This window comes from Paraburkholderia sp. BR10923 (genome assembly GCF_040948765.1).
In the GTDB taxonomy this organism is placed as follows: Bacteria; Pseudomonadota; Gammaproteobacteria; order Burkholderiales; family Burkholderiaceae; genus Paraburkholderia; species Paraburkholderia youngii.
On sequence record NZ_JBFPKO010000011.1, the window covers coordinates 37,064 to 49,585 of the forward strand.

The 12,522-nt window shown below is 58.9% G+C and carries 12 protein-coding genes; 8 read left to right on the plus strand and 4 right to left on the minus strand.

Features of this window, described 5'->3' with window-relative positions:
* Positions 1 to 81 precede the first annotated feature (81 nt).
* Positions 82 to 1,437: an MFS transporter gene (locus AB3X94_RS21235; RefSeq protein ID WP_176110921.1), complete on the minus strand. Its 1,356-nt coding sequence runs from the start codon at positions 1,435 to 1,437 to the stop codon at positions 82 to 84.
* 242 nt (positions 1,438 to 1,679) lie between these two features.
* Positions 1,680 to 2,786: a type II asparaginase gene (locus AB3X94_RS21240; RefSeq protein WP_368612616.1), complete on the minus strand. Its 1,107-nt coding sequence runs from the start codon at positions 2,784 to 2,786 to the stop codon at positions 1,680 to 1,682.
* A 275-nt stretch (positions 2,787 to 3,061) separates the two neighbouring features.
* Here AB3X94_RS21240 and AB3X94_RS21245 point away from each other — a divergent pair, with 275 nt between their 5' ends.
* Positions 3,062 to 3,187, plus strand: a complete 126-nt coding sequence (locus tag AB3X94_RS21245) for a hypothetical protein (protein ID WP_368612617.1) — start codon at positions 3,062 to 3,064, stop codon at positions 3,185 to 3,187.
* Between the two features lie 259 nt (positions 3,188 to 3,446).
* Here the strand turns inward: AB3X94_RS21245 and AB3X94_RS21250 are convergent, their stop codons facing one another.
* Positions 3,447 to 4,466, minus strand: a complete 1,020-nt coding sequence (locus AB3X94_RS21250) for an NAD(P)-dependent alcohol dehydrogenase (protein WP_368612618.1) — start codon at positions 4,464 to 4,466, stop codon at positions 3,447 to 3,449.
* 123 nt (positions 4,467 to 4,589) lie between these two features.
* Between AB3X94_RS21250 and AB3X94_RS21255 the strand changes: the two genes are divergently transcribed.
* Positions 4,590 to 5,498, plus strand: a complete 909-nt coding sequence (locus AB3X94_RS21255) for a LysR family transcriptional regulator (RefSeq protein WP_176110923.1) — start codon at positions 4,590 to 4,592, stop codon at positions 5,496 to 5,498.
* Positions 5,499 to 5,942: 444 nt separating this feature from the next.
* Positions 5,943 to 7,619 carry an APC family permease gene (locus tag AB3X94_RS21260; RefSeq protein WP_368612619.1) on the plus strand — a complete coding sequence of 559 codons (1,677 nt, stop codon included), beginning with the start codon at positions 5,943 to 5,945 and terminating at the stop codon, positions 7,617 to 7,619.
* A 28-nt stretch (positions 7,620 to 7,647) separates the two neighbouring features.
* Here AB3X94_RS21260 and AB3X94_RS21265 read toward each other — a convergent pair whose 3' ends face one another.
* The gene (locus tag AB3X94_RS21265) at positions 7,648 to 8,559 is read right to left on the minus strand and encodes a bifunctional 5,10-methylenetetrahydrofolate dehydrogenase/5,10-methenyltetrahydrofolate cyclohydrolase (protein WP_368612620.1); all 912 of its coding nucleotides are present in this window, start codon (positions 8,557 to 8,559) and stop codon (positions 7,648 to 7,650) included.
* 507 nt (positions 8,560 to 9,066) lie between these two features.
* Here AB3X94_RS21265 and AB3X94_RS21270 point away from each other — a divergent pair.
* The 5 genes from AB3X94_RS21270 to AB3X94_RS21290 all read left to right on the plus strand — a co-directional run bounded on the left by AB3X94_RS21270 (position 9,067) and on the right by AB3X94_RS21290 (position 12,494).
* Entirely contained in the window at positions 9,067 to 9,402 is a 336-nt protein-coding gene (locus AB3X94_RS21270; protein ID WP_176110926.1) for a hypothetical protein, read from the plus strand.
* A 123-nt stretch (positions 9,403 to 9,525) separates the two neighbouring features.
* Positions 9,526 to 9,915, plus strand: coding sequence for a hypothetical protein (locus AB3X94_RS21275; RefSeq protein WP_176110927.1), 390 nt, complete (start codon positions 9,526 to 9,528; stop codon positions 9,913 to 9,915).
* Positions 9,916 to 10,088: 173 nt separating this feature from the next.
* Positions 10,089 to 11,483, plus strand: a complete 1,395-nt coding sequence (locus AB3X94_RS21280) for an APC family permease (protein WP_176110929.1) — start codon at positions 10,089 to 10,091, stop codon at positions 11,481 to 11,483.
* Positions 11,480 to 12,211, plus strand: coding sequence for a hypothetical protein (locus AB3X94_RS21285; RefSeq protein ID WP_368612621.1), 732 nt, complete (start codon positions 11,480 to 11,482; stop codon positions 12,209 to 12,211). Before AB3X94_RS21280 ends, AB3X94_RS21285 begins: the two co-directional genes overlap by 4 nt.
* Positions 12,198 to 12,494: a hypothetical protein gene (locus AB3X94_RS21290; protein ID WP_176110930.1), complete on the plus strand. Its 297-nt coding sequence runs from the start codon at positions 12,198 to 12,200 to the stop codon at positions 12,492 to 12,494. Before AB3X94_RS21285 ends, AB3X94_RS21290 begins: the two co-directional genes overlap by 14 nt.
* Positions 12,495 to 12,522 lie beyond the last annotated feature (28 nt).

Genomic DNA, 12,522 nt, shown 5'->3' on the forward strand with positions numbered 1-12,522 from the left:
TATGCTTGCTGACTTCAGAACCGCATGCTTTTCCGCTTTGAGGAACCGACTGCTCGCCACTCACCACGAAGACGTAAGCCGTCAGGCATGGCGCTTAGCAGCAAGGGATTCTTCCTGGGCGGTGGTATCGGCCTTTACGTCGGTCAAATTCTCATTGCCCGTTTCAGGTGCCATCAGGTGACAGAAGGCCCCGCCAAAGAGCAGCACTGCGACGCATACGCCCAACGCCGCGTGAATGCCGACGTGTTGGACCGCCAGCGGAAGCAAGAACGTGCTGATTGCCGAACCGAAGCGACTTGACGCAACTGCCAGGCCCACGCCAGATGCACGCAGATGAGTCGGGAATAGTTCGGGCGGATAGACGAATTCAAGGTTTGCTGCTGCCGAGAGAATGCATGCGAATGCGCCGAATGCGATCATCGTTCCGACGGGGCCGAAATTGGCATAGGCAAGCACCGCCAGAGCAAGCGATGCGAGGTAGAACGTCCCGATCAGGAAGGCGCGGCGAGACAGCCGATCGACCAGCAAGAGCCCGATGATGGCACCGGCGAACAACAGAACGTTGTAGACAAGGCCGCCAACGAATTTGTCTTTGACGTGCAGCGCCTCAAGCACTCGCGGCGCGAACGTCCCCAATGCGAAGTAAGGGATGACCTGACACGTGTAGAAGACGCAACCGACAAGGGTGTTTTTGCGCCAACGCGGCGAGAACAGCTCGGACCATGCGCCGCCGCGATGCTGATTTGCATCGGCCGCGGGCTTCGGAAGGGTAACCTCGGGACCGAACTTACGGCGAATGATGGCCAGAGCTTGGTCGCCGCGTCCGCGTTTCATCAGCCACATCGGCGATTCGGGCACTATGAGACGGAACGGAAGAATCAACAGGGCGGGAACGCCGCTCGCCGCGAGCATGATTCGCCAGGCGTCCGGGCCAATGTCGCGCATTGCGAACCCGGCAAGGTAGGCGCCAACATAGCCGGCCGCCCAAGCCGCGGCAAGAACGCTGAGCAGGCGTCCCCGGTAGCGACGCGGAGAATACTCAGTGACCAGGGACTTACTCACGACATAGTCAGCGCCGAGAATGAACCCTAAAAGCAGACGCAGAACGAATAGCTGCGTAGGCGAGGTGACAAAGTACTGCGCGCCCGAGACGACGGCGAAGAGCAGCATGTCATAGGCAAAGATCGATCGGCGACCGAACTTGTCTGCAAACGGGCCTGCCAACATGCTGCCGAAGAAGAGGCCCGCAAGCGACGCCGCTCCGAGTAGTCCCATCCAGAACGCGTCGAGGTGAAGAGGGCCCGTTGCCATGCTGACGGCGATGCCGATGATGCCAAGCACGAAACCGTCGCTGAATTGGCCGCCCGTGCCACTAAACGCGACGCCCACGTGGAAAGGACGAAGGGGTACGTCTTCGAGTAACACCTGATTGCTCACTGTCGTCTCCTGTCTCGGTGTAATGCCTAAGTGGTCTTGGCATCTTGAAAACAGTCTATGACGAGAAATTCAGTAAAACAGCAGGTCCAGCCCTAGTATCAGAGTTTCTAATACTAACTCGAAGCAAGGCTGAATCTCAGCGGGCGCCGATTTTTTAAGGGCGTAAAAAAAGCCCAGCGCGTAGCGCCGGGCCGTTCAATGGTACTTCGTCCGGTCAGTTCTCCGTCCCACACCTCTGTGTTTCAGAATTGGTGAAGCATCTCCTGAATCCGGGCCGGGTCTTTTGTGACCGTGAGCGCGAGCATCAAGAGAATTCGAGCCTTCTGCGGATCGAGGTTATCCCCGAGAAGGCCAACGTAAGCGGGATCTTCCGGGACGTAACCGCTGCCGGTTCGCGAGGAACGGACCACAATGACACCCTTATCGATTGCCTTCTTGATCGACGGAAGCGCGAGAAGCGACTCGCTGCCTGCGCCTACGCCTGCCACGACGATGCCACGCGCGCCGTGGGCCACTGCACCGTCATAGAGATAACCTCCGTCGTTCTGATAGCCATACATAATGTCCACTTCAGGAAGCGAATCGAGGTTGGACACGTCGAACGGGGTCTGCATTGTGTGAAGTTTCACTACAGCAGTTTCGAAGTGCGGCACGTTGTCAACCAACGTACCAAGGTAGCCGTCGTCCGGGCTCTTGAACGTATCGAGGCTATCAGCGTTAGTTTTAGTCGTATATCTCGCGGAGCCGATCCGGTCGTTGAGAACAATCATCACCCCTCGCCCGCGCGCCGCCGGTGATGCTGCGACAGTCACCGCCTGAAGCAGGTTGCTAGGGCCGTCCGCGCTAATAGCCGTCGAAGGGCGCATTGAGCCGGTCACGACGACCGGCTTGTCGCTCTTAACGACCAGATTCAGGAAATAGGCGGTCTCTTCGAGTGTATCGGTTCCGTGAGTTATAACCACACCAGCGATATCGGGTTGAGCCAACAGTTCGTTTACTCGCTTCGAAAGCTTAAGAAGAATAGCGTTGGTGATGTTTTCGCTTCCAACGTTCGAGACCTGCTCGCCTGATACCTGGGCGACCTTTCCCAGCGATGGAACCGATTTGAGAAGCGCGTCTGCAGTGAGTACGCCCGGTTTATAGCCCGTCGTCTGCGTTTCGGTAGCCGCGGTTCCAGCGATTGTTCCACCGGTTGCCAGTACAGCAACATGAGGCAGGGCGGTTTGCTGCTGAGTCTGGACTTGAGTTTGCGCTTGGGCATTCAACGGCCCAGTCGCAAGAAAGCCAAAGATGAGGAAAGTGCAAGCAAGGCGTTTCACCTGGCTCAATTGAGCGCATGCGTCTTTCACAGCGTACTCCCGGATTAAAGGTAAAGGATCGCCGGCGCGTCATCGCTTGACGCGGTCGATTGAATCGGACCCAATCGGTAGGTGAAGGGATGCGTGGATGCCTGGCTTCAACTGGTACGGTTCCGATGAGCGAAGTGTAGTAATCCGCGCGACACGCCAAAATAATCGGGCAGCACCATTACTAAATCTGATACTGCTATTCCGTCCGCCTGAAACTTCGCGCTACATCGGGTGAATTCTGATTGCACTGTCGGACCGGTACACGATCGCGAACTATGGACTCGGCGGCAAAAGTCCCCGGCCAGCAGGAGGGCTGGGCGAAGTTCACTTGGCCGATCTTCGCGCTCTTCGTCGTTCTTGGAGCATTATTGGTCGTGGCCGCGCAATCTTATGGTTATTGATGTTGGCGCGCCCAGCAGTGTCGGACTGATGCACCGATGAGTTGTCTTCGCCGACGGTATCGAACGACTGCTCCACCACAGTCAGCGGCCATCCGACGGTCTTTGGCTCGACGGGCCGCTTCGGGTCGTACTGGGCCTTTCGAAGCGCTCCACACACCCCCCATTCGGAGTCGATCACTGCCGCCCACGCGGTTCGACAATATCCCCAGGCCTCATGCCCGCGTATCCAGACATCGCCGAACCCTCATCAGTACAGGGTTCAGGCGTCTATCCGGACCACCACCTTCCCGAAGTGCTGTCCGGACTCAAGATGCCTGTACGCGGCAGGCGCGTCGTCAAAGCCAAAGACGTGATCGACCACCGGCCGGATTTGATGCGCCGACACGAGCCTGACAACCTCGTCGAGCATCGAGCGGCTGCCCACCATGATTCCATGCAACCGCTTGATGCCCCCGATCACCGGCAGGAGTCCAAGCTCCGGTCCACTAAAGCCGCTCACACCACCGATGATCGACACGAGGCCGCCCATTTTCGTCGCGGCCACCGAGCGCGGCAGTGTGTCCCGTCCACCGATCTCCAGCACGATATCCGCGCCTACCCCATCGGTCAGCCGGAGAACCTCGTTCTGCCATTCCGGCTTGGTGCGGTAGTTGATCGTCTCATCGGCGCCGAGTTTCCGCGCGCGTTCCAGTTTTTCATCGCTCGACGACGTGATGATCGTGCGCAGACCCGCCGCGCGGGCCAGCTGCAGCGCGAAGATCGACACCCCGCCTGTGCCGAGCAGCACCACCGTGGAACCGGGTTTCGCGTCGCCGTCCACGAATAGCGCGTTCCATGCGGTGACGCCGACGCACGACAACGTGGAGGCTTCTTCATAACCCAGGTGTGCCGGGATCACCGCAAGAGCCGTTTCGTCGACCAGGAACCGCTCGGCCAGCACGCCGTTGACTTTTGCGCCTGGCGAACTGTCGACTTTCCACGGTGCCGGAGCGCCGTCAATCCAACGCGGGAAATATGTGTTGACCACGCGATCGCCCGATTTGAAGCGGCTCACGTCGCGGCCGGTCTCGACGACTTCGCCCGCGCCATCGCACAGCGGGATCAGCGGCACATCGCCAATGCCGAGATAGTCACCGCGGGCGAACATCAGGTCCCGATAGTTCAGCGACGCCGCGTGAACCTTGACAACGACCTCAGTCGGCCCCGGCGATCGCATGGTCGCGTCGCTGCGCTTCAGGCCGGAGATACCGGCGCCGGGTTTCAGTTTCCATGCGTTCATAGCAACTCCTCATCGGGTAGAAGCACCTATGTTAGTGTTGCGGGAAAGGACGCATTGACGAGATTTTGACGACTTATCGTCGCCTTCCAGGAAACATAAACCGCGGTATCGGGAGCTCGCACGATGGACGATCGGCTAAGAGGCATTGCGGAATTTGTGGATGTCGTGGATGCCGGCACCTTCGCCGCAGCGGGCGAACGCCTTGGTGTCACGCGCTCGGCGATCGCGAAGATTGTCGCGAGGCTCGAGCAGCGTCTCGGAGTGAGACTGCTGCAGCGAACCACCCGCCATCTGAGCCTAACCGACGAAGGACATGCGTACTATGAGCAGTGCCGACGCGTGATGGCCGAACTCGGCGCGGTCGAGGCGACACTGGAGGCGGGCCGCCGCGATCCGTCCGGGCGGCTACGCATCACCGCGCCGGTGCTGTTCGGCAGGCAGTGCGTCGCACCCGTGATGCTGAAGCTGGTCGAGCGCCATCCGTTGCTCGACGTCGAGATGTCGTTCAGCGATCGCGTTTCGGACCTGGTCGAGGACGGCTTCGATATCGCCGTGCGGATTGGACCGCTGCCGGACCATGCAACCCTTGTCGGGCGCCGGCTCGGCGTTCAGCGGATGGGCATTTGCGCGTCTCCGGCCTGGCTCGATCGACACGGGCGGCCGTCGGGCCTCGCCGACCTCGGCTCGCACGTCAGCATCGCTTACGGCCGCGGTGGACAGAGCACACCATGGCGAGTGCTCGGCGCAGACGGCGAGGTGCAGGAGTGCCGACTGTCCGCGCGCCTGCGTTATGACGACCTCCAGGCCATCGCCGACGCAGCGGCTGCGGGCGCAGGCCTCGCCTGGTTACCATGCTGGCTCATGGCGCCCTATCTGCGCGACGGCCGGCTGTCGCTCGTGATGGATAGCAACAGCGTGCAGGGCGCCGAGGTTCACGTCATCCGCCCGCAATCGCGACATCTGCCCTCGAAGGTACGCGTCGCAATCGACGCGCTCGTAGACGAGATACCACGAGTGCTTGCCCGGGTCTGAGCCGTAGACCGCATTGAATCTGTCAACGTTGCGACGATAAATGTGTCAATTCGCGTCCTCGCCCATCCGCACGCGTCATGGATGAGCGCGTGTGGAACACGCGGCGCAAATGAAAGCCTCACGCTTTCCAAATCAGCAGTGAGCCGCGGGGGAACCACCTCTCATCCGCCCCTCCGTATCAACGACTCATTCCGGCGACCCAGCCAACCTCCGTCTGGCAGTCAGAGTGACTGAAGGCCTGAATCGCTGTCGAATGGGCTCGCGCCGTAGAAGCATCATTTTTTCCATCGGCACATGCGTGCTACATTCGGTTACCGACAAGCGCTCGCTGTGCCATAAGGCGCACACGAACCGTAGCGCACTCGCGCGACCGTTTTTTTCCCCTCAATTGGCCAATGGAAAGGGGCATCCCACGAGGTGTCCCATCGGAAAAGGAAGACAGCAATGAGCGCGATTCCCGAACCCCACGCCCTCGAACCGCAAGGTTCGTTAAAAAGAAGCATAACGTGGACAGGCGCATTCTGGGTGGCAAGCGGCGCATCGGCGCTGGTCCTTTTCTCAATCGGCTCGATTGCCGCCACGGTCGGCAAGCTCTCGTGGGCCGTCTGGATGATCTCGATAAGTCTGGGCTTTATCCAGTCGTTTTCCTATGCGGAGATTGCGGGGCTGTTCCCGCACAAATCCGGTGGCGCGTCGGTCTACGGTGCGATCGCATGGGTGCGCTACTCAAAACTGCTCGCACCGCTATCTGTGTGGTGCAGCTGGTTCGGATGGTCGCCGGTGATTGCGATTGGATCCGGACTTGGGGCAGGCTATGTCCTGACAATCATGTTCCCGCCGGAAGCCGCAATCAATACCTGGCAGATCACACTCGTCAATCTCGACTGGTTGAGAAGCGGATTGAGCCTCCGGATCAACGCAACCTTCATACTAGGTGCAGCGATTCTGCTTGTCACCTTTGCGATGCAGAATCGCGGCATCCTGCGCACGGCCCGCATCCAGATGACGCTCGGCGTGCTTGCGCTCATACCGCTGATCATCGTTGGCACCGTGCCCCTTCTGCATGCTGATCTGCCGCTTCACAACCTTTTGCCGCTCCTTCCGTTCGCGCGAGACGCGAGCGGACAGATCGTAGATGGCACATGGGGACGCGCCGGAATCACCCTGATGGCGGGTGGACTTTTCATCGCCGGCTATTCGACCTATGCATTTGAGACAGCCATCTGCTATACGCGCGAATTCCGTGATCCGAAGATCGATACGTTCAAGGCCAATCTCTATTCTGGCCTGCTGTGCATCTTCGTCTTCACGGTGTTGCCTCTGTCCTTTCAGGGTGTGCTCGGGCTGGGCCACCTGGTCACCCCTGAAGTCAAGGACGCAGCCGGGCACGTCGTGACACCAGCCGTCTATAGCGGCATGCTGGCCCCCGACATCTATAGCGGTTTGGGTATCGCGAAGGCAATGGCACCGATGATCCACGGTGGCCCGTTTGTAGAACGCGTGCTCGCGGTCATGCTGGTGCTGGCGCTCGTGCAGGCCATCATGACAGCGATGGCGGGGTCCTCCAGGACGCTCTATCAGGCTTCGCGGGAAGGCTGGTTGCCGAAATACCTCTCATACGTCAATCAAGACGGAGCTCCGACCCGGGCGATGTGGACAGACCTGTGCTTCAACCTGATCCTCCTCTTGATGTCGGACTATGTATTCGTGCTGGCCATGTCCAACGTTGGCTATATCATCTTCATCTTTTTGAATCTGAACGCTGCCTGGATTCACCGGCGCGACCGCCCGGACTGGCACCGGCCGTTCCGCGCTCCTAACTGGCTGCTGGCGCTCGGAACGTTATTCTCATTCGTCAACCTCGGACTGCTCGGCATGGGGTCGAACATCTGGGGCTCGGGGACGCTCATTTCGGGCCTCGCTTTCGCCGCAATGATTATTCCCGTTTTTCTTTATCGCCATTACGTCACTGATAAAGGGATTTTTCCCGAAACGATGATGGAGGACATGCATAGGACTGAGGAAGGCAAGTCGGGCATGCGTGCGGGACTCCTGCCCTATTGGACGATCATCGCCGGGGTCCTCGTGGTCGCTGTCACGCGCAGTCTCGCGGTCTATTGACGATATACACGTTCAGACACTGTCCCACTCAAACTGTCAACGTTGCGGCTGGATGATTCGAACGCGCCGCAGCGTTCAGCGTATTCAGCATCAACATCGCGATGGTCATCGGGCCAACCCCGCCCGGCACCGGCGTAATTGCGGTGGTGAGCGGCAACACGTTGTCGTAGTCGATGTCGCCGACGAGGCCCGACTCGCCATTGGTTCTCGTGACCCGGTTAATACCTACGTCGATTGCGACCGCTCCCTCCTTTATCCAGTCCGCTTTCACGAGCTTCGGGATACCGACCGCGGCAACGACGATGTCAGCCTGACGGCAAATGTTCTGCGGCTCGACCGTACGACTGTGGACGATGGTGACCGTGCAATCGTTGTGCATCAGCAGGTTCGCCATCGGCTTGCCGACGATATTGGAGCGCCCTATCACGACCGCATGCTTGCCACGTAGACCATCGCCTAGCACCTGCTTTAGCAAATGCAGGCAACCAAGCGGCGTGCAAGGAACAATGGCTTGTTCGATGTCTCCCGTTCCCAAGCGACCCGCATTTGAATAATGAAATCCATCGACGTCCTTGTTTGGGGCAATCGCCTCGATAACAGCATTGGGATTGATTTGCGGTGGAAGGGGCAGCTGCACCAGGATGCCGTGAATCTCGGGATCCTGATTGAGGTCCCGTATGAGCGCGAGCAGTTCGACCTCGCTGGTGGCCTCGGCTAGATCGTACTGACGGGACAGAAATCCACATTCTTCGGCACGGCGTTTTTTGTTCCGCACGTAGACGCTGCTTGCCGGGTCTCTTCCCACGAGAACCACGGCCAGACCGGGCCGTAGCTTTTCGGCCTGCACTTTCGCCTTGATTGACTCGACGACATTCGAGGCCGCGGCTACGCCATCGATGATGTGAGGCTGTTCAATAGAAGACGCTCGGTTGCTGTTCATTGGCCGTTTTCCGTGTCCGTGGATGAAGAAACATCATCGTTGCGCTGTCACGCGAATCAATGAGAAATGGCAGAGACCAACAGTAGCGAAGCCCACCCAAAGCGTCAACGCCAATCACCTTTTTTTCTCGTCAGGGAACACGAGTACACCCTAAGGGGTATCGCCTCGAATTTCCGCTCACTCGCACAAGCGCTGCCGTCTCCCAGACAGGCATGTCGAAGGCCCCGCCCCACCACGACTTCAGGGACATTTTTCAGGTCCCCACGATTCGTCTCGCCATCACGCGCATCGGCCGCGAACTCCGTCGAGCAGTACCAAACGCGAGTACCTCCAAAAAGGTAGGCGTAGTCACCATTAAACGGGCTACCCCTTGCCCGTTGTTGACAAGGCCACGCGGACACACAGATATTGTCACGAAACTCTGTTGACCCCACAGAACCAGGAAGATAGCCCAATCAGTGATCTTTGCCGGAGTCTCCGGCGTAACCCCAGGAAGGAGTGGACGACATGGAACCCGCAATCCGTAAGCGTATTGATCGAATGTTTTCCCGCGACAAACGTATGGCGCAAATCGCTCTCCTCCTGTTGTGGGCGACCGTGGGCTATGTGTACTTTGCCGTCACCTCCCAGACTGCCGACGCGGCGGTTCGGCTCGCACTATCGATCGGCGCAGGTGCCGTACTGGTGTTCAATTCCGCGTCGATCATCGCGATGATTCGCCACTACAGGGAAGACAAAGATCACATCTACGGCCTCGACATCCGTCACCTGGACGCAAATCGCGCTGCCAAGGCGGAGTTGGCGGGACGCGGCGATGGATCGTTCAGTCCTGCCGTCGACTAGGACTGCCTTTTTCACTTTTTTCTGCGCACGGCCGCGTCACACAGTTGCCCTAGTCGACAACTGTGACGAACGGTATTTGCCTGCGTGCGCAATCCGCAATACCGCCTGAAGAGGAGAATCATCATGGCAGCCGATTACGTACCTCCCGTGCAGAAAGGATTCGGACAGCTTATCGATAGCATCTTTCTGCTCGTTCTCGTGTACTGCAGCCTTCTCGCGCCCCTGTTGCTGAAGGCCCCCGACCAGGCTCTCGCAACGCAGGCTGAGAGCAAGCAGGTGACGTGGCGCGATTTGGGGCAAAACGCCACTATGGAAGGGCAATGGCGCAAGCTGGGTTTCGACGTGCAACAAGCGAAGCCGATCATTACCCAACGTTTCGACTATCAGATTGAACCCGTCTCGCTGATTGCGACGGCACTCGTCATCGTCGGGTACTTCGTGTTCGTGCTGCGCGTATCGGACAAGCAATACCGTCAGGTGATCGCGGAAAAATTTGGGAAGGTGATGTCATGAATCTTTGGCAATGGTCGAGCAATGCCGCATGGGGCCTGTCCGTTCTCATCTTCGCTTGGATTCTCGTCGACGCATTCAGGGTTAGCCGTGAATACGACGATGACTTCCTGATGAGTTCCACGGAAGGGAACGAATAGCCACACAGTGTTGGCCTAAATCACAGGGAGCCACTCATGAGTGACGCAGCAGGAGTAGCACAGACAGGCGAGCGCATCGCTTTGCTGAAGGTGTTGGGCCCGATTCACGTGTGGGCGCTTGGCGTCGGCATCGTGCTGGTCGGCGAGTTCATGGGTTGGAACTTTTCTGTCGCGAAAGGCGGCGCATACGGATCGCTGATTGCATGCTGGATCATCGGTCTGCTCTACACATGCGTCGCGATGATCGACTCGGAAGTGACTTCGACTGTCGCGGCAGCGGGCGGGCAATATACCCAGGCCAAGCACATCATCGGGCCGCTGATGGCGTTCAACGTCGGGCTCTATCTGGTGATGGCTTACACGATGCTCGAGGCTGCGGACGCGCTCGTGGTGGGCGATCTGGTCAAAGCAGTCGCCACGGATTCGGGCTACGCGAATTTCGATTCACGGCCATTCACACTCGTCACGATCGCCTGTCTCGCCTTGCTCAATTACAGGGGCGTGTTCGTCACGCTCACGGTCAACTTCGTCATCACGGCCATTGCGTTCCTCGCGATCGTCATGCTGTTCCTTGGCGTCGCCCCCTGGCATCCGGGACAAACGCTCCTTCATCACGAGTTGCTGACCCAGTTGCCGTATGGATGGCTGGGGGTCGTCGCAGCCCTGCAATTTGGCATGTGGTATTACCTCGGCATCGAAGGCACTTGCCAGGCTGCCGAGGAGGTTCGCTCCGCAGGCCGCTCGATTCCGCTCGGGACGATGTCGGGCATGATCACGCTGCTCGTCGCAGCTGCGATGACGTGGTATGTCGCCACGGGCCTCATGCCCTGGGAGTATCTCGGCCAGGCGGTCACACCCCTCTACGACGCAGCGCGGCTTACCGGCAGCAAGTCGTTGCAGGTACTTTTGTTCGTCGGAACACTATTCTCGGCCGTTGCGTCGGCGAATGGCTGTATCAACGATGCCTCGCGTGCATGGTTTTCCATGTCGAGAGACCGCTATATGCCGATGTGGTTCGGCGCCGTTCACCCACGCTACCGCACGCCATACCGCGCGATCATTTTTCTCGTGCCGATCGCCATCTCCTTCGCGTTCACGGGCCTGCTCGACCAGGTGATCACATTCTCGATTCTTTCCGGCCTGCTCGGCTATACATTCATGTCGATCAACATCGTCAGGTTCCGTCGGAAATGGCCGCTCGGAATCATCAATCGCGGCTACATTCACCCGTTTCATCCGATTCCGTCGATCGTGCTGGCCATACTCTGCACCGCGACGTACTTCGCGACCTATCTCGGGTACGGCACTTCTCTGCTGTCGATCATGGCCTTCTATATCACGGCGTCGATCTGGTTTGCGCTGCATCGCTATAAATACGTCAAGCGTGGCGAGCAGTTCACGATGGACTGGCCGCGTCCAAAGGACTATTGATCGACATTCTCCTTGCCAAAGCCGACGTGAACCCACGTGGAGCGGCCGATATGCACTCAACGGGTATTGCCCTTGCGTTTCTGTTCCTGATTGTGCTCGCACTGATGTACCTGCGTAACAGCAAGGTACTACGAGCGGAGCGAGGCAGGCTGTTCGACGCATGCCTCGCGCTGTTCGAGCAACATCGCCTGACCCAGGACGGTGTCTCCTGGCCCGTGCTGGCGGGGTCCTACGATGGATACGAGGTCCATGTCGCCCCCCTCGTCGACGACGCTGCTTTCCGCAAGGTGCCCTCGCTTTGGCTGCTCGTCACGGTGAAGCGCAAATTGCCGATAAAGGGAGCGGTAGACCTCCTCGCCCGCGCGCAGAACACCGAGTTCTACTCCCCTGCCGACAGCTTGCCTTTACGCCTCGTGCCCCCCCAGGAGTGGCCCAGCCAGACGACGATCAAAGCCGACAAACCTGCCACCGAGTTACCCCTTTCCGTACTGGACCCTCACGTTAAGCAATTCTTCGCGGATCCGCGTGCGAAGGAGATGCTCGTCACGCCACATGGCGTGCGGATCGTCTATCAGGCACAAGGTGCGGACCGCAGTGAGTATCTCGTACTGCGTCGGGCCGTGTTTCGCGAAGCGAGGCTTTCCACAACGCTCGTTGAATCGCTGCTCGACCAGGCCGTGCAGGTGTGTGCAGATGTAATCAGAGGAGGTGTTTATGGACAGACCTGAATCGTCGCGCGCACGGCGTCCCGTGCATCCTTATCTAGTGCTGGTAGCGGGAGCCCTTCTGCCAGGAGCCGGTCAGGTGATCAACCGGATGCCCACGCGTGCCTTGATCATGATGTTCTTCATGCTGTCGCTAGGGTTCGTGACAGTGCAGCTTGCGGCACCCGGTCGGTCTTTTATTGGGCGAAATGCCGGGGGGATTTTCGTCTATGCAATTTCAGTGATGGACGCCTACTTCATCGCACGGTACAGGTGGGAAGCGTTTCGCGTGCGCGCCATCGGGTAATCCGCGCCCGTGCCTCCCCAACCACCTT